Genomic DNA, 24,432 nt, shown 5'->3' with positions numbered 1-24,432 from the left:
TCAACCTCCGAGATGCCAGATCACCGACCAGGGCGGAAGCCGATCGCCGCTTGCGCTGCCCCAGACCGGCGCGCCGAAAGCATTGCTGGAATGCGCGATGTCCTTGTCCGATAGATTTGCGGTCAGGCGCAGCGTTGTGCCGTCGCCCATGCGCCAATGCGCGGTGAGCAGGCCATTGTCGGCCGCCTCGGCGTCGCCGAAGCGCGCTCCCTTCAGCCGTGGTGCAATTTCCTTGCCCCGAAGCGTCAGCAGTTCGCGCACCAGCGCAAGCCGCGCATCTTGCTCCGGCGTGCGGCCGGTCCAGTCAAGCACGGCCGATTGCGGCGTGGCGGGATCGAGCGGGTCGGGCACCTCGTCGCCGTATTTCTCGTAGGCCCAGGCATATTCCTGCTTGCGCCCCTTGCGCACGGCATCGGCAAGTCCGCCCTGGAAATCGCAGAAGAACGGGAAGGGGGCCTTTGAGCCCCATTCCTCGCCCTGAAACAGCATCGGCACCATCGGCGCGAGCAGCGTCACCGCAAGCGCAGCCTCGATCTGGTGCGGCGATGCCAGGCTCTCCAGCCGGTCGCCGAGCGGGCGGTTACCGATCTGGTCGTGGTTTTGCAGGAAGTTGACGAAGGTGGCCGGCGGCAACTCACCGCTCGCCTCGCCACGCGGCTTCTTGCCCCAGAATTCGGAGATCTCGCCCTGGTAGACGAAGCCCGAGGCGAGCGCGCGTGCCAGATCCATGCGCGGCGTCTGATAATCGGCGTAATAGCCGGCGAGCTCGCTGGTCAGCAATACGTGCCAGGCGTGATGATAGTCGTCGTTCCACTGCGCGCGATATTTGCCGTTCGGCGGCCCCTGCGCGGCGTCGAGCAGGCTGGCGCGGTTGTCGCCGTTCTCCAGCACGAGGTGAATGTGGCGCCCGGTGGCCTTGGCGAGTTCGCCGGCGGCGACGCTGAGGTCGTGCAGCATCGACTGCTCGCCGGGGATTGCCATGATGTGGTTGGCGGCATCGAGCCGCAAGCCGTCGAAGCGATAATCGGAGAGCCAGGACAACGCGTTCTCGACCGCGAACGCGCGCACCTGCGGCACGCGATAGTCGATCGCGCTGCCCCAGGGCGTGTGCGCGTCGGTGAAGAAGGTCGGCGCGTAGCGGCCGAGATAATTTCCTTCGGGTCCGAAGTGATTATAGACGACATCGAGAAACACCATCAGCCCGCGCAGATGGGCTTCGTCGATCAACGCCTTCAGCTGCTCGGGGCGGCCATAGACGCTGTCGGGCGCATACCAAAGCACGCCGTCATAGCCCCAGCCGCGGCGGCCGGCGAAATCGGCCAGCGGCATGAGCTCGAGCGCAGTGATGCCGGTCGCGACGAGATGATCGAGCTTGTCGATCATGGCGCGGTAAGTGCCATCGCGCGTGAAGGTGCCGACATGGGTCTCGATCAGGACCGTCTCTTCCCAAGGGCGGCCGCGCCAATCCTTCGCGCGCCACGCGAAGGAATCGTGGTCGATCACTTCGCTCGGGCCGAACACGTCCTCGGGCTGGGACGCGGACGCGGGATCAGGCACGTCGATCTCGTCGTCAATCCGGAACTTGTAGGTGCTTCCGGCGGGCAGGCCAGCGATCTCGGCGACATACCAGCCATCCTGCCGGCGCTGCATGGCGTGTCGTCGATCGAGCAGGAGATCGACCCGACGCGCACCGGGCGCCCACAAACGGAACGAGACGCCGTCCTTGGTCGGCTTCGCCCCGAACGATGGCCTCATAGCGCCCCCGCGAAGGCGAGCACGGAGCGCGACGGCGCCTTGCTGTCGCTTCCGGGCAGGAAATCAACGCTGTTCAGCTTGGCATCCGTCGTATTCAGGATCTGCTGCCAGCTCTTGTATTCGGGCATTTTGGGCAATTTGAATGCGATCTCTTCGGGGGCGGCGTTCAATACAATAAAGATCGCCGCGCTGCCCGGTTCCATCGGTCCCATCACATAAGAGAGGAACCGCCCATCCGGGAATGTCCAGTCGTTCTCCGTCATCTCGTCTCCGGCGGGCGTCAGCCATAGCGCGCCGTAAGAGATGCCGTCCTTCGGCCGGCCGTCGAGCCAGCGATGGCTGCGCAGCTGCGAGAAGCGGCGGCGGATGTCGGCGAGACCTGAGACGAAATCGACCATGTCGTCGCCGTCCTTGCCGAGATTGTCCCAGCCGACCCAGCCCACCTCGTTGTCCTGGCAATAGGCGTTGTTGTTGCCGGATTGCGTGTTGCCGACCTCGTCGCCGGCGAGGATCAGGGGAATGCCCTGCGCCAGCATCAGGCAGGCCAGCACGTTCTTGCGCAGCTGCCGCCGCAGGCTGAGGATGTTTGGGTCGTCGGTCGGGCCCTCGACACCGCAATTGTTGCTGTGGTTGTCATTGGAGCCGTCGCGATTGTCCTCGCCGTTGGCCTCGTTGTGCTTCTCGTTGTAGCTGAAAAGGTCGGCGAGCGTGAAACCGTCATGCACAGTGATGTGGTTGATGCTGGCGCGCGGCCGCCGTCCGTCATGGTTGAACAGGTCGGAGGACGCCGTCATGCGGCTGGAGATGTCGCCGATCAGGCTGCCTTCTCCGCTCCAGTAGCGGCGCATGGCGCTGCGATAGCGGTCGTTCCACTCCGACCATTGCGAGGGGAATGCGCCGACCTGGTAGCCGCCGAGGCCGAGATCCCACGGCTCGGCGACGAGCTTGACGGCGGCGAGCACCGGGTCCTGCCGGATCGCCGTCAGAAGAGAGCTGCCGCGATCAAAACCGTGCGGGCCGCGTGCGAGTGTGGTGGCGAGGTCAAAGCGGAAGCCGTCGACATGGCAGACCTCGACCCAGTAGCGCAGCGAATCCATCACCATCTGCAGCACGCGCGGATGGGTTAGGTTCACCGACGAGCCGCAACCGGTGAAGTCGTCATAGTAGCGCGGGTTCTCGCGGTTCAGCCAGTAATAGGAGGCGTTGTCGATGCCGCGGTAGCACAGCGTCGGCCCGAGATGATTGCCTTCGGCAGTATGGTTGTAGACGACGTCGAGCATCACCTCGATGCCGGCATCGTGCAGGCGTGCCACCGTGGTGCGGAAGGAATCGAGCGCGTTGTCCTGGGCATAGCGCTGCTCCGGCGCAAAGAAGGACAACGTGTTGTAACCCCAGTAGTTGGCGAGCTTCTTCTCCACCAGCACGCGGTCGTCGACGAAGGCGTGGATCGGCAGCAGCTCGACCGTGGTGACGCCGAGCCTCTTCAGGTGCTCGATCATCGCCGGCGACGACAGGCCGCCATAGGTGCCGCGCAAATTCGGCGGCACGTCGTCGCGCTTCTGCGTCAGTCCCTTGACGTGCGCCTCGTAGATGATCGTGTCTTCCCAGGGAATGTTGGGGCGGATCTCGCGCCGGCCCCAGTTGAAGGTCTCGTCGACGACGACGCCCTTGGGCATGCCGCGCGCATTGTCGCGCCGGTCGAACGACAGATCCTCGCGCGCCGAGCCGGTGCGGTAGGCGAAATGCGCGTCACTCCAGACCAGCCGCCCCGAAAGCCGCCTGGCGTATGGGTCCAGCAGCAGCTTGTTGGCGTTGAAGCGGTGGCCGTGCTCGGGCTCGTAGGGGCCGTGCACGCGATAACCGTAGAGCTGACCGGGCGAGACGTCATTGAGATAGCCGTGCCAGACGTCCTCGGTGCGCTCGGGCAGCTCGATGCGCTCGAGCTCGCGGCGGCCCTGACTGTCGAACAGGCACAGCTCGACTTTCTGCGCGTTGGCGGAAAACAGCGCAAAATTGGTGCCGCGTCCGTCCCAGCTTGCACCGAGGCGTGCGGGCGATCCAGCAGTCAGGCGCATGTGTCAGCTTTCCGGGACGAGGAAGATCGCGGCGAGCGGCGGAATGGTGAGGCGGAGCTCGGGCGTCTTGCCGTCAACAGTCTGAACCTCACCGATGTTCCCGACATTGGTGCCGCCATAGTGGGCGGAGTCGGAATTGAGCACCTCTTTCCACTTGCCGGCAAAAGGCACACGAACGCGGTAGTTGCGGTAGACGTTCGGCGAGAAGTTGACGACCACCAGGCACCGCGCGTGCTCGTCTACCCCCTTGCGCAGCCAGGCGAACACGTTGCGGTTGGCATCATCCGTGATCAGCCATTCGAAGCCGGCCTGGTCGCAATCCATCTGGTGCAGCGCCGGCACCGCGCGATAGAGCCGGTTGAGATCGCGGATCAGCGCCTGGATGCCTGAGTGGTACTTGTATTCGAGCAGGTGCCAGTCGAGCGACTGGTCGTGATTCCATTCGCGGCTCTGCGCGATCTCCGCGCCCATGAACAACAGCTTCTTGCCGGGATGGCCGAACATGAAGCTGTAATAGGCGCGCAAATTGGCAAAGCGCTGCCACTCGTCACCGGGCATGCGGCCGAGCAGCGAGCGCTTTCCGTGCACCACTTCGTCATGCGACAACGGCAGGATGAAGTTTTCCGAGAACGCGTAGTGCAGGCCAAACAGGATCTCGCCGTGATGATGCTTGCGGTGGATCGGATCCTTGCTGATGTAGTTCAGCGTGTCGTGCATCCAGCCCATGTTCCACTTGTAGCCGAAGCCGAGCCCACCGAATTCGACCGGACGCGAGACCTGAGGCCATGCGGTGGATTCTTCCGCCGCCGTGGTCGCCTGCGGGAAGCGCGCGAACAGCTCTGTGTTGAAGCGGCGCAGAAAGTTGATGGCCTCGATGTTCTCGCGGCCGCCATACTGGTTCGGGATCCAGGCGCCGGGCGGGCGGCTGTAGTCGAGATAGAGCATGGACGCGACCGCATCGACGCGCAGGCCGTCGATCGCGTAGCGCTCCAGCCAGAACAGCGCGTTCGACACCAGAAAATTCGTCACTTCGGTGCGGCCGTAATTGTAGATCAGCGTGCCCCAATCGAGGTGGCGACCCTGCAGTGGATTGGCGTGCTCGTAGAGCGAGGTGCCGTCAAAACTGCCGAGCCCGTGCGGATCGTCCGGGAAATGACCGGGCACCCAGTCGAGCAGCACGCCGATGCCTTCGCGATGGCAGGCATCGATCAGCGCGGCAAAGTCCTCGGGCGAACCGAAGCGGCTGGTCGGCGCATAGAGGCCGGTCGGCTGATAGCCCCAGGAGCCGTCGAACGGATGCTCGCTCACGGGCAGGAATTCGAGATGGGTAAAGCCCATGTCGCGCGCATAGGCCGGCAGCTGCTCGGCCAGCTCGCGATAGGTTAGCCATTCGTCGCCGTTCTTGCGCCGCCACGAGCCGAGATGGACCTCGTAGATCGACATCGGCGCCGACAGCGCGTTGATGCCGTCGGGCGCAGGACGCGGCCGCGGCAGATGGGCTTCGTCGAACACGATCGAAGCCGTCTTCGGCCGCACCTCGCTCGCAAATGCCAGCGGATCGGATTTCAGCGGCAGCAGATGGCCGTGTGGCCCGATGATCTCGAATTTGTAATGGTCGCCGGCCTTGGCGTTCGGGATGAACAATTCCCAATAGCCGGCGCCGCGCACCCGCATGGGATGACGCCGCCCGTCCCAGAAGTTGAAATCACCGACCACGGACACGCGTCGCGCATTCGGTGCCAGCACGACGAAGCCGATGCCGTCGATGCCCTCCAGCCGCATCGGATGCGCGCCGAGCTTGTCGTAGATGCGCTGATGGGTCCCTTCGCCGAGCAGATAGAGGTCGAAATCGGTCAGGATCGGCGGGAAGCGGTAGGCATCCTCGAACTCGACGACGTCGTCGCCGAATTTGGCGCGGAGCTGGTAGTGCCTGGAGCCGTTGGGCAAGGCGCCGATGAACAGACCTGAATCGTGGACGCGATCGAGCTTTGCCACCTCGCCGTGCTCGCCGATGGCCTCGACATTGGAGGCCTCGGGCAGGAAGGCACGCACCACGCTCTTGTCCCCCTCGGAGTGCAGCCCGAGATAGTGGAAGGGGTCGGAGTGGCGGCCCTCGATGATCGCGTAGGCTTCGGCTGGCAGTTTAGGCATGGGCTTCGCTCTCGGCACTGGACAGAATGCGAAGCAGGCCGGTCAGCGGCGCATTGAGCCCCTCCGGCCGGTGGGACAGCTCGTACTCTACCTCGTCGAACGCTTGATCAAGCAGGAAAAACCTTAACATGCTTTCCGCGGAATGCCTCTCTTCCGGCCAGAGCCGCCGATCGGTCATGGCCTCGCGATAGGCGGACAGGAAGGTCGCGGTGGCGTGCTCGCGCCATTCGCCGAGCGCGGCCGCCAGGCGGCCCTGCTCGTCGCTGCCTCCGGAGAGCGCCCGGCTAAGTGCCGCGTTAACCGAAAGATCAATCGATCGGATCAGGCCCGCGACGTCATGCGCGGCAGGTAGCCTGCGCCGCTTGTCAGCCAGCGGCAGGCGCGGATCGCCGTCGAAATCGATGATGAAGATATCGTCCTTCACGATCAGAGTTTGCCCGAGGCGGAAGTCGCCATGATGACGGATGTTCAACCCGCCGATGTCGGATGGCAAGAGCGCATTGATGTGGTCGGGCAGCGCCGCGCGCACCGCAACCAGCTGGTCGATCAGAGGCCGGTCGCCCTCGCGCAGACCGTCCCGGCTGTCGGCGAGCCGCTCGAAGACCCGCTCGGCGCGCGCCTTGAGGTCCGACGTCCAGCGCTTGATATGCGCAGGACTGATCGGCTCCGGCGCGAGATCGGCGGGCTTTGCGGCGGCCAGAGCCACGTGCAGGTCGGCGAGCCGCCGGCCGGTCTGCGCCATGAAGTGCAGATAGGGCGCCTGCTCCTGGGTCACCCGGGGCATCTCGTCCACCGGCCCCAACCGCTGCTCATCGATGTAGCGGTCGAGATAGCCCGTGGTTACGGCCCAGCCGTCGCCCTGGTTTTCGACATAGGCGTGCAAAACGCCGACCGCGCTGCGGCTATCGCCTTCGACGAGTTCGACGCTGCCAAGCAGCGCCGGCGCATTGGCAAAGCGGGCGACTTCGGTCAGGTAACAGCCGATCTCGATCTCGGGATTGATGCCGCTTTCGAGCTGGCGATGGATCTTGGCGACATACTGGTTGTCGACCAGCGCCGTGCTGTTCGACTGCTCGATCGCGCGGATGCGTTCGGGCTCCTTGATGGTGTATTCGGCGAACCGGCGGGTCGCCTTGAACTCCAGCCGCAGATTGTTCTCTTCCACCACCAGATTTTGCGACAGGTTACGCAGGAACAGGCCGATGAAGATCTGGTCGGTCGCGACGTCGAGCAAGGTGCCTTCGCGCGCGCCCTGACGCACGGCGGCGAGCGCCTTCGGGTTGAAGCGCTCGCGGTCGAACCGCACCCATTCGATCTGCATCGGCAGCACATAACGGGGTGCAACGGTGTCTTGTTGCGCCGCCTCGAAGAACGCGATCCACGGCCTGTTATCGCCGATGTCGCAGAATGGCACCGCCGAGGTCAACGTGGCCTGGATGTGCTTGGGATTGTGCTCGGGATACCAGCGTGTCCGCGACAGGAAACCCGGCAGCACGTCGCGCTCGAACACGCCGCGCTCGCGCGCCAGCGACACCCAATTCGAATTGACTGGCACCACAAGCGTCTCGAACTCGGGCACCGCGCGTGGCACCACCGGCTCGGACTTGTCGCGCTCGGTGAGCTGGAACCAGTAGAAGCCGTACGGCCCCAGCATGATCCTGTAGGGCAGCTCGCCGATCGGCGGGAAGCGCGTGCGGCCGAGCATCTCCTGCGGGATACGGTCCTTCCACGGCGTCAGATCGAGCTCGGTCGCCTGCGCGGCACGCGACAGATTGGCGACGCAGAGGATCACCTCGTCGCGATACTGCCGGACATAGGCAAGCACGGACCGGTTGGCCGGGCGGATGAAGGTCATGGTGCCGCGGCCGAAGGCCAGCGTCGACTTGCGCACCGAGATCAGCCGCTTGGTGGCGTTGAGCTGCGAGGACAGGCTGCGCGACTGCGCCTCAACGTTGACCGACTCGTAGCCGTAGACGGGATCCATGATCAGCGGCGCATAGAGGCGGGCGGGATCGGCGCGCGAGAAGCCGCCGTTGCGGTCCGGACTCCACTGCATCGGCGTGCGCACGCCGTTGCGGTCGCCGAGATAGATGTTGTCGCCCATCCCGATCTCGTCACCGTAATAGATGATCGGCGTGCCGGGAAAGGACAGCAGCAGCGAGTTCATCAGCTCGATCTTGCGCCGGTCATTGTCCATCAGCGGCGCGAGACGCCTGCGGATGCCGACATTGATGCGGGCGCGGGGATCGTTGGCGTAGGTGGTCCAGAGATAGTCGCGCTCGACGTCGGTGACCATCTCCAGCGTCAGCTCGTCATGGTTGCGCAGGAACAGCGCCCATTGGCAGCTTGGCGGAATGTCCGGCGTCTGGCGCAGAATGTCGGTGATCGGGAAGCGGTCCTCCTGCGCGATCGCCATGTAGATGCGCGGCATCAGCGGAAAGTGGTAGGCCATGTGACACTCGTCGCCACGGCCGAAATACTCCTGCACGTCCTCCGGCCATTGATTGGCCTCGGCCAGCAGCAGCTTGCCCTTGGAGTAGGAATCCAGCTCCTGGCGCAGGCGCTTGATGATCGCATGCGTCTCGGGGAGGTTCTCGTTCGAGGTGCCCTCGCGCTCGCAGAGATAGGGAATGGCGTCGAGCCGGAAGCCGTCGACGCCGGCGTCCAGCCAGCGCTTCATCACCTGGATGATGGCGCTGACGACGCGCGGGTTGTCGAAATTGAGGTCGGGTTGGTGCGAGAAGAAGCGGTGCCAGTAGAACGCGCCGGCCTCGGGATCCCAGGTCCAGTTGGACTTCTCGGTATCGGTGAAGATGATCCGCGTGCCCTGATATTTCTGGTCGGTGTCGCTCCAGACATACCAGTCGCGGGCGCTTGAGCCCGCAGGGCTGCGGCGCGCGCGCTTGAACCAATTGTGCTGATCTGAGGTGTGGTTGACCACGAGCTCGGTGATGACGCGCAGGCCGCGCTTCTGCGCTTCCTGGATGAAGCGCTTGAAGTCCTTCATCGTCCCGAAATCGGGATTGACCGCGCCGTAGTCGCCGATGTCGTAGCCGTCGTCGCGGCCGGGCGAGGGGTAGAACGGCAGCAGCCACAGCGCGGTGACGCCGAGATCCTGCAGATAGGGCAGCTTCTCGGTCAGGCCGGCGAAATCGCCGATGCCGTCATTGTTGCTGTCGGCGAAGGCCTTGACGTGGAGCTGGTAGATGATGGCGTCCTTGTACCAGAGCTCATCCACGACCTCGGCAGCCTCGGCCTTCTTGGTGTCGACGGAAGGCAGTACATTCATGGCGTGAATCCTTACGCCAGGCAGCGGAACATGAGCGCCGGATCGCGGTCGGGATCGATACGCAACCTGATCCCGCCCCATTCGATGCGGGACTGTTCGCCTGTCATGAGATTTTCGATTGTCGTCACGTGGCGGCGTTCGCCGCCGACGTCGATGGTGAGGTCGCCGAGCGGCAACCAGAATTCGCGCACATGGCGCGAGAGGGCGATGGCCGCGACGACAGTGTTGGCGGCCGCCTCCTTGGCGAAGGCGATGGTCTCGCCGTCATCGAAGCCGAGGAAGCGCAGATTGGTGGTCTGCTGGAGCGCCGGGTTGTCGTTGCGGATGCGATTGAGCGCGGTGATGTAGGGCTTGATGTTGCCGGGCTTGTCCCAGTCGCGTTGCTTGATCTGGTACTTCTCGGAATCCTGATATTCTTCGCGGCCGGGAACGGCTTCGTGCTCGAGCAGCTCGAAGCCGCTATAGAGGCCGTAATTGCCCGACAGCGTTGCCGCCAGTGCCGCGCGCGACTTGAACATCCAGGCCTCGCCACTCTGGAGATGATAGGGCAGCAGGTCCGGCGTGTTGACGAACAGGTTCGCCCGATAGAAATCCCGCTCGGGATAGCGCGAGAGCTCGCCGAGATACTGCTCCAGCTCCCATTTCCCGGTGCGCCAGGGGAAATAGCTGAAGGATTGCGCAAAGCCGAGCCTGGCGAGACCCTTCATCAGCTTCGGTCGCGCAAAGGTCTTGGAGAACAGGATCACCTCGGGATGCCGCAGGCGAATGTCGCGGATCAGCCACTCCCAGAACGAAAGCGGCGCGGTGTCGTGATTGTCGATGGCGAAGATGGTGACGCCATGGTCGATCCAGAACAGCATGGCATCGCGGAACGCGTTCCATAGTCCGATCCGGTCGACGGAGGCGAAATCGGGGATGACGATATCCGAATAGGGGCCGTCCGCCGCCCGCACCGAACGGTCCGGCCGCCATTTGAACCATTCCGGGTGCTGCGTCAGCCAGGGATGATCCGGCGAGCATTGCACGGCGAAATCGAGCGCGAGCTCGAGGCCGTATTCGAGGCAGGTCGCGACCAGCGCGCGGAAATCCTCGATGGTGCCGAGCTCGGGATGCAGCGCATCGTGCCCGCCCTCGGCCGCGCCGATCGCATAGGGCGAGCCGGGCTCGCCCTCGGTTGCGACGGCGGCATTGTTGCGGCCCTTGCGGTGGGTGTGGCCGATCGGGTGGATCGGCGTGAAATACAGGACGTCAAAGCCCATCGCGGCGATGTCAGGCACGCGCGCGATGCAGTCGCGGAGTGTGCCGTGCTGGCCCGGCACCTGACTCAGGCTTTGGCTCTGGCTGCGTGGCATCATCTGATACCATGCGCCGAAGCGCGCCCTGGCGCGGTCGATGATCAGCGGGAAGTTCTGTGAGCGGGCCAGGTCAGGGCGCGCCTGGCTCTCGGCCATGGCCTCGCCCAATTCGGTCGCAAGCAGCGGCGCGACATCGCCGCTGCCGAGATAGTTTTCGCATTGCCTGACGATCACGGCCGCAGCGTCCTGTCGCGCGCCGTGCGCCTTGGTCAGCAGGCCCGCACCCTCGATGGCATCGAGCGTGACGTCGCCGCCGGATAGCCGCTTGCGTTCGACGCCGTGACGCCAGGTGGCGAACTCGTCGGTCCAGGCTTCGATGGCATAGATATATTGGCCGGGCTCGGTCGGCACGAACGCGCCGGACCAGCGGTCATCGCCATGATGGGTCATGGTCTCGCGCCGCCATTCGCGCTCCTGCTCGCCGCGCCAGATCAGCGCGGCGCTGATGGTGGCGTCGCCGCCGCGGTAGATGTCGGCCCATACCTCGACGCGATCGCCCGCGATCCGCTTCACGGCGAAACGGCCGCCATCGATCAACGGATAGATATCTTCGATGAGGAAAGCGCTGCCTGAAGCGGCACTCTCGACAGTTTGAATTGTCTTGTTCACGGTGATGCCATTGACAAGAGTGCAGGGCCCGTTTCCCTTGTCGGGAACCTACGCTTGGTACCTATATAGAAAGCCGCTTGTGTGTCATTGGTTCCCCTTGGGAACGGGAGGCGCGGTTTGTGAGTTAAGTGCGACTAACCTCTTCCGCGACCACGTTAAAATCGATGCCCCCGGCCTGACAATGGCCTGCAAGCTGCGTGCCGAATGGACCTTTTAGCTCAAGCCCGGATCAAGGGCGTTCAATCCGAATTCGTCGATGCCCTCGGAAAGCTGCGGGTCACCGCGCCCGAGGCGCTCAAATCCATCCTCGACGCCCTGCCGGAGAAGCGGGTCTACCGCTTCGTCAGTGGGCCGGTCGTGGTACGTGCGCTGGGCAATCCGCGCACCGAGCTTACGGCCATCGGCGCGGCGCCGCTGCAATGGAAAATCACCGGCAACGGCAATGTGATCGCGCAAGGCGAGACGCGCGAGCCGGTGATCGCCTGGCCCGACGGCCTGCCGCTTGGCTATCACAGGCTGACACTGACTGATGTCAGAGGTGCGACGGAAGAGGTGCCGATGATCGTGGCACCCGAGCGGGCTTTTGGCGGCGATTTCGACCGCGGCTGGCTGCTTGCCGTGCAGCTCTACAGCGTCCGCTCCGATCGCAATTGGGGCATCGGCGATTTCACCGATCTGGCCGGCCTGGTCCGGCTCGCCAAGCAACTCGGCGCCGACGGCGTCGGACTCAATCCGCTGCACGTCCTGTTCGACGATCATCCGGCTGATTGCAGCCCCTATTCGCCGAACAGCCGGCTGTTTCTCAACCCGCTCTATATCGACGTGGAAGCCATTCCCGAATATTCGGCCGACCTCATCCCGGACGCCGGCGCGACCGCCGCGCGGCTGCGCGAAGGTGATCGTGTCCCGTATGCCGACATGGCGGCGCTGAAATGGTTGGGCCTGCGCGCTGCTTTTGACAGTTTCGTGAAAACCGCGAGCGGTGTCCGCCGCAACCAGTTCGATGCCTTCCGCGCCGAGCGGAGGCCGTTGTTGTCGCGCTTTGCCTGCTTTGAGGTGCTGCGGCATCGTTTCGCGACGCCGTGGTGGGAATGGCCGGCGGAATGGCAGCAGCCGGACGATTCCAAATGCGCAGAATTGCGCAATGGTCCTGACAAGCGCGAGGTCGAGTTCGTCGAATTCGTGCAATGGACCGCAGATTCGCAACTGCGTGCCGCCAAGGAGCTCTCGGCCGAGCTTGGCATGCGCGTCGGGCTCTATCTCGACGTCGCCGTCGGCGTGCAGTCCAACGGCTTCGATGCCTGGAACGAGCAGGCGGCGATCTCCCGCCACCTCGCGGTCGGCGCGCCGCCCGACGTGCTCAACACCGTCGGGCAGGATTGGGGCCTTGCGGGCTTCAACGCAGGCGGCCTGGAGGCGCAATCCTTCGTGCCGTTCGCCAACATGGTGGCCGCCTCGATGCGGCATGCCGGCGCGATCCGGCTCGATCACGTGCTCGGACTGAAGCGGTTGTACCTGGTGCCGCGCGGCTTCAAGCCTGACAATGGCGCCTATGTGCAGATGCCGCTCGAGGCGTTGCTGGCGGCGGTGGTGCGCGAGAGCGTCACCCATAAATGCATCGTGATCGGCGAAGACCTCGGCACCGTGCCGGAAGGCTTTCGCGAGACCATGCAGGATTTCGGCATCTGGTCCTACCTCGTCATGATGTTCGAGCGCGACGACGCCGGCCAGTTCCGCAACATCGACTATTACCGGCCGAATGCGCTGGTGACGCTGAACACGCATGATCTCTGCACCTATGCGGGCTGGCGCTCGTTCAGCGATCTCAGGATGAAGCGCTCGCTCGGGCTCGATCCCGGCGAGGACGACCAGGCGCGCTGGAATGCGCTCGGCGGGCTCGATCAGATCCTGAGTCAGAACGGCATCACCACCAACGATCTCTATTCGGTGCTCAATTTCCTGTCGCGCACGCCGTCGCGGCTGCTCGCGGTGTCGATGGAGGACCTGCTCGGGGTGATCGACCAGCCCAACATTCCCGGCACGATTGACGAGCATCCGAACTGGCGCCAGCGCCTGCCCGTCGCGCTCGACAAGATCGCCGCGAAGGTCGATCTCGCGGCTCTGAAGGCCGCGACGCGGGAACGTTCTTTGCCCGGCGGGAGTTGATCCGCCGGGGATCTTCCAGGGCTCGCACGATAGTGTCAGAGAAGATCGAGGACTATGCGTTGATCGGCGACTGCGAGACCGCAGCGCTGGTCGGGCGCCACGGCTCGATCGACTGGCTATGCTGGCCGGCCTTCGATTCCGACGCCTGCTTTGCCGCGATCCTCGGCACGCGCGAGAACGGCCGCTGGCTGGTCGCGCCGAGCGGCGATATCGCCGCCATCTCCCGCCGCTATCTCGGCGATACCCTCATCCTCGAGACGCGCTTCGAGACGAAGAGCGGCACCGTCGCGCTGATCGACTTCATGCCGCCGCGCGGCAAGGCCTCCGATATCGTGCGACTGGTGCGGGGCGTCGCGGGCACGGTGAAGATGCGGATGGAGCTCGTGATCCGCTTCGGTTTCGGCGTCGACATTCCCTGGGTGCGGCGGATCGACCATTCGCTGCTTGCGGTTGCCGGCCAGGACATGACGGTGCTGCGCACGCCGGTCGAGACTCGTGGCGAGGATCTGACGACCGTTGCTGACTTCGAGGTCAAGGCCGGCGATACCGTGCCGTTCGTGCTGACCTATGGTCCCTCGCATCTCGATCCGCCCGCGCCGATCGACCCGGAGATCGCGTTTCGGGAGACCGAAAAGTTCTGGGAGGAGTGGTCAAGCCGCTCAACGCATGATGGCCCGTATCGCGATCTCATCACGCGCTCGCTGATCACGCTGAAGGCGCTGACATTCGGTCCGACCGGCGGAATCGTCGCAGCGCCGACCACGTCGCTACCGGAAAAGCTCGGCGGCGCCAGGAATTGGGACTACCGCTTCTGCTGGCTGCGCGATGCCACCTTCACGCTGCTGGCACTGATGAACTCGGGCTACACCGAGGAAGCCTCCGCGTGGCACAGTTGGCTGTTGCGCGCCGCGGCTGGCTCGCCCGCCAACATGCAGATCATGTACGGCATCTGGGGCCAGCGGCGGCTTTTGGAATGGGAGGCGGGCTGGCTCGACGGCTATGAGGGCGCGCAGCCGGTGCGCGTCGGCAATGCCGCGCATGCGCAGCTTCAGCTCGATGTCTATGGCGAGCTGATCGACGCCTTCCATCAGTCGCGCATGGCCAAGCTCAAGCTCGACGATGAAGTGACCTGGGCGCTGGAATGCGCCGTGCTGCAGCATCTCGCCGAGGTCTGGGACCAGCCCGATCACGGCATCTGGGAGCGGCGCGGCCAGCCCAGGCATTACGTCTTCTCCAAGGTGATGACCTGGGTCGCCTTCGACCGCGGTATCAAGAGCGCCGAGACGTTTGGCTTCAAGGCGCCGTTGCTGCACTGGCGCGCCTTGCGGGAGGCCATTCACCGCGATGTCTGCAACAAGGGTTTTGACGCGGAGGAAAACGCCTTCGTCGAATCCTATGGCTCAAAACTGCTCGATGCCAGCGTGTTGCTGCTGCCGGCGGTCGGCTTCCTGCCGTCGGACGATCCGCGCATCCGCGGCACCATCGCAGCGGTCGAGAAGCAGATAATGCGTGACGGTTTCGTGCTGCGGCATGATCCGCGCGCGATATCCGAGGAGCAGCAGCCGATCGAGGGCGCGTTCCTGGCCTGCTCCTTGTGGCTGGCCGACGCTCATGTGCTCGCGGGCGATCTCGACAAGGCGCAGAAGCTGTTCGACCGCGTCGCGGGACTCGCGAACGATGTCGGGCTGCTCGCCGAAGAGTATGATTCCGTTGCGCGCCGCCAGACCGGAAACTTCCCGCAGGCGCTGACCCACATCGCGCTGATCAACACCGCGCATAATCTCTCGGCGGCAAGGCACGCGAGCGAGAAGCCGGCGATGCAGCGGTCGAAGTAAGGGGGCGGCACTCTCTCCGTTCCCTCCCCCCTTGTGGGCAGGGGAATCGCATGTGAGCGTTCTCTGTAAGGCATTGCGATTTGGACAGAAATCGATTCTGAAGGAGGCTCCTGAATTGGCAGGAGCGGCCGATGGATCGATTCTCGGAGTGCTTCGAAGACCTGCCTGACCCGCGGGCGGACAATGCGCTGCATGATCTGACAGAGCTTTTGTTCATTGCGCTGATGGCGACGTTGTGCGGAGCGACGAGTTGCACCGACATGGCGTTGTTTGCACGGCTGAAGGCCTATCTTTGGCAGGACGTGCTGGTGCTCAAGCATGGGCTGCCAAGTCATGACACGTTCAGTCGCGTGTTCCGTATGCTCGATCCAAAGGCGTTCGAGACAGCGTTCCGGCGCTTTATGGAAGCCTTCGCCGAGGGCGCGAAGATCGCACGGCCGCAGGGCGTGATCGCACTGGATGGCAAGGCGCTGCGGCGGGGCTACGAGCGCGGCAAAAGCCACATGCCGCCGATCATGGTGACGGCGTGGGCGGCGCAGACGCGCATGGCGCTGGCCAATGTTCTGGCGCCGAACAACAACGAAGCCGCCGGCGCCTTGCAATTGCTCGAACTGCTGCAACTCAAGGGGTGCATCGTGACAGCCGATGCGCTGCACTGTCATCGCGAGATGGCCAAGCAGATCGTGGCACGGGGCGGCGATTACGTGCTGGCAGTGAAGGAGAACCAGCCCGCTCTGCTGGCCGACGCCAAGGCGGCGATTGCCGCAGCGGTCCGCAAGGGCAAGAAGCCGGTTGCCACCACCGATGCAGATCATGGGCGCAAGGAAAAGCGCAGCGCGCTTGTCGTGCCGGTCAAGGACATGGAGAAGACGCACAACTTCCCTGGCCTCAAAGCCGTCGCGCAGATCAGCAGCAAGCGCGGCAAGGACAAAGCCGTCGAGCGCTACTTCCTGATGAGCCAAAACTACAGTCGCACGGAGGTTCTGCGCATTGTTCGCACCCATTGGACCATCGAAAACGGCCTGCACTGGCCGCTCGATGTCATCCTCGACGAGGATCTGGCCCGCAACCGCAAGGACAACGGCCCGGCCAACCTTGCCGTACTCAGAAGACTTGCCCTCAATGTGGCCAGGGCTCACCCCGACACCACCACCTCCTTGCGCCTCAAGCTCAAGCGCGCCGGCTGGAACGATGCCTTTCTTTTTGAGCTCCTCGGCCACATGCGATAGCCCTGCCCTTGTGGGGGAGGGGCGGGGAGGGGGGTGCCACACGGGGATTCTTTCCGTCGCGCACCGACTCTTGGTGCATCATCAGCAACAGACACTCTTTCCTGGGCCACCCCTCTCCCTAGCCCTCCCCCACAAGGGGGGAGGGAACGTACCTCCGTCGTGGCGATCGGTGTGGCCTTATCGGATGAGGACTCTACCCTACCCCGTTCCGCTTCAAGATCATCTCCATCGCCTCGGCGAAACCATCCTGCTCGTTGGTCGCGGTGACGTTTGTCGCCTGGTCCTTGACGCTGTCGGTGGCGTTGCCCATGGCGATCGAGGTGCCGCTGACGCGGAACATCGCAAGGTCGTTCTGCATGTCGCCGATGGTGGCGACCGCCTCGGTGGAGATGCCGAGGCGGTTGGCCATGGCCTGCACGAAGGTGCCCTTGTCGAAGCCGGGCGGGGTGATGTCGAGATAATAGGTCTGCGAGCGGACGGCGGTGGCCTCGCTGCCGAGCGCTTGCTGCATCGCCTTCTCGCAGGCCTCGAGGCCCGCCGCATCGGCGCTGGCGCCGACGATCTTGCAGGCGCTCGAAAGGTACGGCGTGAAATCCGTCACGATGGTCGGCTCGGAGCGGATCGTGTGCTGCTCATGCGCGACATATTTTCCGGTCGGATTGTCGATCAGCCATTTGTCGTAAGTGAAGAGCCAGATATCGGCGCCGAACTCCCTGAGGATTTGCAAGCTTCGCGCGGCGGCGCCCGCCGGGATGAGGTGCTGCTCGACCGGATTCATCTCGGGGTCGACGATCGAGGAGCCGTTGAACGGGCCGACCGGCAGCCATAGCGCCAGCGGCTCGATCAAAAAGCGCATGCCGATCGCCGGCCGGCTCGAGGTGATGGTGAAGCCGATGCCGGCCTGGTGCAGCCGCTGCACCGCAGACCGCGAGCGGTCCGTCAGCGTCTTGTCCTTGGTCAGCAGCGTGCCGTCGACGTCGGAAACGACCAGTGAGATTTTCGTCATGGCTACGCCCTAGGTTCCTTGGCCCTGCTTTTCCCGCCGTCGATCTTCAGCTGCCGCATGATGCCGTCCACGATCGCCTCGACCGATTCGTCGATCGATGCCGTGACGACGTGCTCGCTCGCCTCTGGCGGCTCCAGCGTATTGAACTGGCTGGTGAGGAGCCCGGGCGGCATGAAATGGCCCTTGCGGTGCGCGAGCCGGTCGGCGATCAGCTCCTGCGTGCCCTTGAGGAACACGAAGCGCACGTCGTCGCGTCCGCGCAGCAGCACGTCGCGATAGGTGTGCTTGAGCGCCGAGCAGGCGATGATGACGCGCTCGCCCTTGTTGCAGACCCGCGCGATCTCGTCGGCGATGGCGTTGAGCCAGGGCCAGCGGTCCTCGTCGGTGAGGGGATGACCGGCCCGCATCTTCGCGACATTGCTCGCGGGGTGAAAGCTGTCACCGTCCTCGAATCGCCAGCCGAGCCGCTTGCCGAGCAATTCCGCCACCGTGCTCTTGCCCGAGCCCGACACGCCCATCACGATCAACGCACAAGGTGCTTTAACGCCCGCCACGAATTCCCTCCGGAAGCGCGCCCCTATCGACCATCCAGACGGTCTCACCATTCGAGCGCGCGCGTACAGCCGGCAAAGTCTCGCCATTGAGGAGGCGCGTCAAGATCGGCTGCTTGTCATGCCCCGCAATCTCGAACAGCATCTCGCGGCACGAGGCCAGCGCGGGGAGCGTCAGCGAGACCCGCGGCACGAAGGGCGCGACATTGGCCTTGGGCACGCCCACGACCCAGCGCGTGGTCTCCTCGACAGCGGGATAGCCGGGAAAGAGCGAGGCGGTGTGTCCATCAGGGCCGGCGCCCATCAGGACCATATCGAAAAGTGGCCGCATCGGATCGAGCTGGTCCGAGCCGTAGAAGGCCTGCAGCGCGCGCGCATAAGCTTCTGCACTCTGGTCGGGGTTCTCGGCCGTAGTCGGGATCGGATGGATATGCCCGGCCGGCGCATTGCGGTCGAGAAACGTGGCGCGCGCGACGGTCATGTTGTTGAGGGGATCGGTCTCCGGGACAAAGCGTTCGTCGCCGATGAACCAGTGCACGCGATCCCACGGGATTTTGCCACGCCAGGCGTCGCTGCCGAGCAGCTGATAGAGCTTCTTCGGGCTCGAGCCGCCGGTGAGGCAGATCGCGATCCGGCCGGAATTGGCCGCGATCCGCGCCATCACCCGCTCGGCCGCGGCCTGCGCCAGGGCCTCAGGATCGGCGACGATGATCAGCTTCGGCTCCCCGGCCGCTGCCATCACGAAAACTTCCGCCAGCTGCGGCCATCGCGCCGCAGCAGCTCGTCGGCGCAGGCGGGGCCGTCACTGCCGGCCTCATAGGTCTCGATGCCGTTGGTGCCTGCGTTCTTCCAGGCGTCGAGGAACGGTTGCACCGCCTGCCATCCGGCTTCGACGCCGTCGGCGCGCTGGAACAGGATGTTGTCGCCGATCATGCAGTCGTAGATCAGCGTCTCGTAGCCGGTGGAGGGATCGGCGCGGAAATAGTCGCCGTACTTGAACTTCATCTCGACGCCGTCGATGGTGATGCTCGGTCCGGGGATCTTGGCGTTGAACTGAAGCTCGATGGTCTCGGTCGGCGCAATGCCGATGGTGAGGAAGTTCTGCGAGAGACGGTCGACCGCGGTACCTGAGAACATCGACAGCGGCGCCTGCTTGAACTTGATCGCGACTTCCGTGCGCTTGTGACCCAGCGCCTTGCCGGTGCGCAAATAGAAGGGCACGCCGGCCCAGCGCCAATTGTCGATCATCAGCTTGAGCGCGACATAGGTCTCGGTGGTGCTGCCGGGCTTGACGTCCTCGGTCTTGCGATAGTCGGTGATCTCGTCCTCGCCGATGCGGCCCGCGAGATATTGCGCGCGGACCGAGCTTCTCAGCGCTTCCTCCGCATTCGGCTGCTGGATCGCGCTGAGAACCTCGGCCTTCTCGGAACGCACGGAATGGGCGTCGAAGCGCGCGGGCGGCTCCATCGCGACCAACGACATCAGCTGGAACAGATGGTTCGGCACCATGTCGCGCAGTGCGCCGGTGGCGTCGTAGAAGCCGCCGCGATGGCCGACGCCGAGCTTCTCCTCCACCGTGATCTGGATGTGGTCGATGTGGTTGCGATTCCAGATCGGCTCGAACATGCCGTTGGCAAAGCGCAGCACCAGGATGTTCTGCACCGTCTCCTTGCCGAGGTAATGATCGATCCGGTAGATCTGGTGCTCATCCATGATCTTCAGGAGTTCGGCGTTCAGCGCCCGCGCGGAGACGAGATCGGTGCCGAACGGCTTTTCGATCACCAGCCGCCGCCAGGCGCCGTTCTCCTTCATCATGCCGGTGCGGCCGAGCTCACGCGCCGTCGGCGCGAACGCGGCGGGCGGCGTTGCCAGGTAGAACAGTCGGTTGCCGCCGGTGTCTTGCGCGCATTCCAGCGAATCCAGATGCTCGCGCAGCCGGTCGAAGGAGGGCGGGTCCTTCGGATCGGCTTCGACGAAAGTTACGCATTGCAGCAGCTTCTGGGCGACATCGTCGTCCACGGGCCGTGTCGCGAACTGCCGCAATCCCTTCAACAGGCTGTCGCGCAACTCGTCGTCCGACTGGCTGTTGCGGGCCACGCCGACGACGCAGAACTTTTCCGGTAACAGATGCTCGGCCGCCAGATTGTAGAGCGATGGCATCACCAGCCGATGGGTGAGGTCGCCGGTCGCGCCAAAGATGACGAAGGCGCAATTTTCCGGCTTGCGCTTTGTTTGTGGGTCTTTTGTCACGAATGATCGGCCTTCGCTTTGTTGCTTGTTACCTTGGCTTGGCTGCGTCCGGCTGCTTCGGCTCCTTGTGGCCGCCGAAACCGGCGCGCATCGCGGAGAGAATTTTTTCGGCGAATGTGTGTTCCTTGCGGGAACGGAAACGTGCGTAGAGCGCCGCGGTCAGGACTTCGGCCGGCACGGCCTCGTCGATCGCCGCATTCACGGTCCAGCGCCCTTCGCCGGAATCTTCCACGAAGCCGGAATACTCCGCCAGCGCCGGACTGTCGGCGAGCGCGGTCGAGGTGAGGTCGAGCAGCCAGGACGGGATCACGCTGCCGCGGCGCCAGACTTCGGCGATGTCGGCGAGGTCGAAGTCGTAGCGATGGTCCGCGGGCAGTGCATCGATATTGGCGTTCTTGAGGATGTCGAACCCTTCGGCATAGGCCTGCATCAGGCCGTATTCGATGCCGTTGTGGATCATCTTGACGAAATGGCCGGCGCCGACGGGACCGGCATGGATGTAGCCCTGCTCGATGCGGGGATCGCGGCCGTCACGTCCCTCGGTGCGCGGAATGTCGCCGGCGCCGGGCGCAAGCGCCGCAAAGATCGGATCGAGCCGATCGACCACAGGCTTCTCGCCGCCGATCATCATGCAATAGCCGCGGTCGAGCCCCCAGACGCCGCCTGACGTGCCGACGTCGACATAGTGGATGCCGCGCGTCTTCAGCGCCTTGCCGCGGCGGACGTCGTCCTGCCAGAAGGTGTTGCCGCCGTCGATGATGACGTCGCCTTCCTGCATCACGCCCGCGATCGTGTCGATCGTTTGCTCGGTGATGCGGCCCGCAGGCAGCATAACCCAGGCCGTGCGCGGCCGCTCCAGTTTCGAGATGAACTCTTCCAGCGTCGCCGAGCCGACTGCGCCATCCGCGGCGAGACCGGCGACGGCCTTGGCGTCCTTGTCATAGACCACGGTCGAATGGCCGTGGCGCATCAGCCGGCGAACGATGTTGCCGCCCATCCGGCCGAGGCCGATCATGCCGAGTTGCATTGGGATATTCCTCTTAGTTCAGCGCGTCGTTAAGCGCCGCGTTGAGCGCCGCGAGACCTTTCTTGAGCGGACCCTTCAGGTGCACCCGAAGCGCGCGCCGGCCGCGCTCGGTGAGCACGTCAAAATCGCCGCGTGCCTGCGCCGCCTTGATCACGCCGAAGCTCGCCTTCTGGCCCGGAACGGCCAGGTCCTTGGCATCATCGGCGGTGATCTGGAGGAACACGCCGCTGTCGGGCCCGCCCTTGTAGGCCTGGCCCGTGGAGTGCAGGAAGCGTGGGCCGAATTCGGCACAGGTCGCGACATGCCGCTTCTCGCGCACTTCGAGCCGCATCGCCTGGAGTGCGTCGATCGTGGCCTTGTCGCGCGCGATGTAGCCGAGCAGGGCGACATAGTCGCCATGGCTGGAGCGGGAGAGGTGCGCCTTCAGCCAGGAGGTGAGGTCGCCATTGGCGCCGGCGGCGCGGAGGGCCGCGGCGTTGGTCGCGTCGGTGTAGAGATCGGCGTCCGCGGTGCTGACCACCGGCTGTTCGGCCGGCAGCGCGCCGGTCTTCTCGTACGCCGACGTCAGCTCGCGTGTCTTGATCTTGGCCGCTTCCACATCCGGCTGGTCGAACGGGTTGATGCCGAGGATGCTGCCTGCCACCGCTGTCGCCATCTCGAAGCGGAAGAACTCCTGGCCGAGATGGTCGATCGATTTCATCACGATGCGCACAACGGGATGGCCGGCCGCCTCGATCGCGGCGAGCGCCGAGTCATGCGCTGCGTCCGCCTCACCCTCGGTGCGGATGTCGATGAAGAAGCGGTCGTTGCCGTAAACCGAGGGCTCGCCCAGTGGCTCGCCGGCAATCGGGATCAGGCCCTTGCCTTCCTTGCCGGTCGATTCCGCGATGAGCTGCTCGGCCCAGGCGCCGAAATCGGCGATCTTCTTCGACGACAGGATCGTGACCTTGTCGCGGCCTTCGAGGCCGGCAAGGCCCATGGCGAGACCAAGCTGCACGCCGGGGTTCTCAGCTGGCGGCACGTCCGGCCCGCAGGAGCGCGCCATCGAGAGCGCGTGCTTGATGAAGGTCTTGACGTCGATGCCGGCCGTGGCCGCCGGCACCAGGCCGAACGGCGACAGCACCGAATAGCGACCGCCGATCGAGGGCTCGCCATGGAAGATGCGGGCATAGCTCAGCTTCTTCGCCGCCTTCTCCAGCGAGGAGCCGGGATCGGTCACCGCGATGAAGCGGAAGCCGGTCTTGGCCTTCGGGCCGAGCGCCTGCGCCACGCGCTCATGGAAATAATCCTTCATCGCGTTCGGTTCGGTGGTGCCGCCGGATTTGCTGGAGACGATGAACACGGTGTTGGCGATATCGATCTTGGCCTCCATCGCCCGCACCTGTGCCGGATCGGTGGAATCCAGCACGTGCAGCTTTGGGAAGCCCGCCTTCCTTGCATAGGTCTCCGCCAGCACCTCCGGCCCCAAGCTCGATCCGCCCATGCCGAGCACGACGGCGTCCGAGAATTTCTGGCCCTTCACGCGGTTGGCATAGTCCTCATAGTCGGCAACATCCGCCTTGGCCGCGCTGTCGAGCCAGCCGAGCCATTTGTCCTCGTCCGTCCCGGTCCAGACCGATTTGTCGCGCTGCCACAGCCTGCGGATCTTGGCCGAGGCGCGCCATTCCTCGGTGCTCCTGGCCACGGCCTTGCCGAGGCCGTCACCCAGCGAGAGTTGCTGGCGGTCAATCGCGGGCCCGAGCACGGTTGCGCGCTTGTGGGCGACCGCGCCGTAGAGCTTGTCGGCGGCGTCGGCGAACTGCTTGACGCCGTCCTTGACGAGCTCTTCGGTGATGGCATCGAGCGAGACGCCGGAGCGTTCCAGCTCTTCCAGCACGCGGCGGGCGTCGTCGACGTTCTCTTCAAGGCTGTCGCGCGGCTTGCCGTGGTCGCGAAACGCATCGAGCGTCGCAGGCGGCACGGTGTTGACGGTGTCGGGGCCGATCAGCTCCTCGACATAGAGCACGTCGCTGTAGTCCTTGTTCTTGGTGCCGGTCGAGGCCCACAGCATGCGCTGCGGCTTGGCGCCCTTGGCGGCGAGCTTGTCCCAGCGGGGGCCCGAGAACAGGCGCTTGTAGTCCTGGTAGGCGACCTTGGCGTTGGCGATCGCGACCTTGCCCTTCAGCGCGGCCAGCCGCTCCTTCTCGGATGGATCGTTGGCCCGCGCAATCTTCTCGTCGAGCTGCTTGTCCACCACGCTGTCGATGCGGCTGACGAAGAAGCTCGCCACGCTCGCGACATGCGACGGGTCGCCGCCGCCGGCGACATACTTCTCGAGGCCGGCGAGGTAGGCCTCGGCGACCTCCAGATAGACCGCCTTCGAGAACAGCAAGGTGATGTTGATGCTGATGCCATCGCCAATCAGCGTTTCGATCGCCGGCAGGCCTTCCGGCGTCGCCGGCACCTTCACCATCAGGTTCTTGCGATTGACGTCCTTCCAGAGCCGCCGTGCCTCGGCGACTGTGCCGGCGGTGTCCATCGCCAGGTAAGGCGAGACTTCCAGGCTGACGTAGCCGTCATGGCCTTTGAGGCGGTCATAGACCGGGCGCAGCACGTCGGCGGCGTTCTGGATGTCCTCGATGGCGACCGCCTCGAACAAATCGGCCACGGTCCGGTCGCCGCGCTTCAGCGCCTTGCCGATCGGAGCGTCGTATTCGTCCGAGCTGCCGATCGCCTTCTCGAAGATCGACGGATTGGAGGTGACGCCCTTGACGCCGTCGGTGTCGATCAGCCGCTTCAGGTCGCCCTTGGCGATGAAGCCACGGGCGAGGAAGTCCAGCCAGACGGCTTGTCCGTGCTTTTCCAGTTCTTTGACGGGATTCATGATGCTTTTTATCTCCAAGCCTGCGGGCGGAGGGGGTTTCCGCGCCGGTCCTGACGCGCTATCCTTTAGCTCACATGCTCCCGGGAGGGAACCAATCAAGGGTATTGGCGTCATTCTCTCAGGTTAACTCCGTCGCGATCATGGCGATCCAGGCGGCAGTCGTGCTTTTGCGTAAATAAAAATTTGGCCGGGATGGTTCGGCCAACGGTTTGTTGCGTGAGGACATCTGTCGCGTCGCGGAGTGTCATCAGCGGTTATCGATCCGTCTGAT

The 24,432-nt window shown here is 64.5% G+C and carries 14 protein-coding genes; 3 read left to right on the top strand and 11 right to left on the bottom strand.

The window, feature by feature from the left end; translation table 11 throughout:
• The 5 genes from treZ to ACLFLU_RS32795 are packed head-to-tail and all read right to left on the bottom strand — an operon-like array spanning position 1 to position 11,234.
• A complete protein-coding gene (treZ, locus tag ACLFLU_RS32815; protein WP_426408853.1) occupies positions 1 to 1,755 on the bottom strand; it encodes a malto-oligosyltrehalose trehalohydrolase in 1,755 nt (584 codons plus the stop codon).
• Complete coding sequence (gene glgX, locus ACLFLU_RS32810; protein WP_426408852.1) at positions 1,752 to 3,830, bottom strand: glycogen debranching protein GlgX; 2,079 nt, start codon at positions 3,828 to 3,830, stop codon at positions 1,752 to 1,754. Before glgX ends, treZ begins: the two co-directional genes overlap by 4 nt.
• A gap of 3 nt (positions 3,831 to 3,833) precedes the next feature.
• Positions 3,834 to 5,981 (bottom strand): 1,4-alpha-glucan branching protein GlgB, encoded by a 2,148-nt coding sequence (glgB, locus tag ACLFLU_RS32805; protein ID WP_426408851.1) that lies wholly within the window; start codon positions 5,979 to 5,981, stop codon positions 3,834 to 3,836.
• Positions 5,974 to 9,270 (bottom strand): maltose alpha-D-glucosyltransferase, encoded by a 3,297-nt coding sequence (gene treS, locus ACLFLU_RS32800; RefSeq protein ID WP_426408850.1) that lies wholly within the window; start codon positions 9,268 to 9,270, stop codon positions 5,974 to 5,976. Before treS ends, glgB begins: the two co-directional genes overlap by 8 nt.
• 11 nt (positions 9,271 to 9,281) lie before the next feature.
• Entirely contained in the window at positions 9,282 to 11,234 is a 1,953-nt protein-coding gene (locus ACLFLU_RS32795) for a maltotransferase domain-containing protein (RefSeq protein ID WP_426408849.1), read from the bottom strand.
• A gap of 204 nt (positions 11,235 to 11,438) precedes the next feature.
• On the opposite strand from ACLFLU_RS32795, the gene malQ reads away from it, so the two are divergent.
• The 3 genes from malQ to ACLFLU_RS32780 all read left to right on the top strand — a co-directional run bounded on the left by malQ (position 11,439) and on the right by ACLFLU_RS32780 (position 16,464).
• A complete protein-coding gene (gene malQ / locus ACLFLU_RS32790; protein WP_426408848.1) occupies positions 11,439 to 13,400 on the top strand; it encodes a 4-alpha-glucanotransferase in 1,962 nt (653 codons plus the stop codon).
• 32 nt (positions 13,401 to 13,432) lie between these two features.
• Entirely contained in the window at positions 13,433 to 15,235 is a 1,803-nt protein-coding gene (locus ACLFLU_RS32785) for a glycoside hydrolase family 15 protein (protein WP_426408847.1), read from the top strand.
• A 131-nt stretch (positions 15,236 to 15,366) separates the two neighbouring features.
• On the top strand, positions 15,367 to 16,464 hold the full coding sequence (locus ACLFLU_RS32780) for an ISAs1 family transposase (protein WP_426408846.1): 1,098 nt from the start codon (positions 15,367 to 15,369) through the stop codon (positions 16,462 to 16,464).
• Between the two features lie 193 nt (positions 16,465 to 16,657).
• On the opposite strand, the gene ACLFLU_RS32775 is transcribed toward ACLFLU_RS32780, so the two are convergent.
• From ACLFLU_RS32775 to ACLFLU_RS32750, 6 genes are read right to left on the bottom strand one after another with little or no spacing between them, the layout of a single operon-like run.
• The gene (locus ACLFLU_RS32775; protein WP_426408845.1) at positions 16,658 to 17,470 is read right to left on the bottom strand and encodes an HAD family hydrolase; all 813 of its coding nucleotides are present in this window, start codon (positions 17,468 to 17,470) and stop codon (positions 16,658 to 16,660) included.
• Positions 17,471 to 17,472: 2 nt separating this feature from the next.
• The gene (locus ACLFLU_RS32770) at positions 17,473 to 18,024 is read right to left on the bottom strand and encodes a gluconokinase (protein ID WP_426408844.1); all 552 of its coding nucleotides are present in this window, start codon (positions 18,022 to 18,024) and stop codon (positions 17,473 to 17,475) included.
• On the bottom strand, positions 18,011 to 18,760 hold the full coding sequence (gene pgl / locus ACLFLU_RS32765) for a 6-phosphogluconolactonase (RefSeq protein WP_426408843.1): 750 nt from the start codon (positions 18,758 to 18,760) through the stop codon (positions 18,011 to 18,013). Before pgl ends, ACLFLU_RS32770 begins: the two co-directional genes overlap by 14 nt.
• Positions 18,760 to 20,271, bottom strand: a complete 1,512-nt coding sequence (gene zwf, locus ACLFLU_RS32760; protein WP_426408842.1) for a glucose-6-phosphate dehydrogenase — start codon at positions 20,269 to 20,271, stop codon at positions 18,760 to 18,762. The genes pgl and zwf overlap by 1 nt, the downstream gene beginning before the upstream one ends.
• A 28-nt stretch (positions 20,272 to 20,299) precedes the next feature.
• Complete coding sequence (gnd, locus tag ACLFLU_RS32755; RefSeq protein ID WP_426408841.1) at positions 20,300 to 21,298, bottom strand: phosphogluconate dehydrogenase (NAD(+)-dependent, decarboxylating); 999 nt, start codon at positions 21,296 to 21,298, stop codon at positions 20,300 to 20,302.
• 13 nt (positions 21,299 to 21,311) lie between these two features.
• A complete protein-coding gene (locus ACLFLU_RS32750; protein WP_426408840.1) occupies positions 21,312 to 24,161 on the bottom strand; it encodes a bifunctional transaldolase/phosoglucose isomerase in 2,850 nt (949 codons plus the stop codon).
• Positions 24,162 to 24,432: the final 271 nt, after the last annotated feature.

The organism is Bradyrhizobium ganzhouense (assembly GCF_049949285.1).
In the GTDB taxonomy this organism is placed as follows: domain Bacteria; phylum Pseudomonadota; class Alphaproteobacteria; order Rhizobiales; family Xanthobacteraceae; genus Bradyrhizobium; species Bradyrhizobium ganzhouense.
Note: the sequence above shows the minus strand (reverse complement) of the source record. Positions and strands in the feature narration are given on the sequence as shown.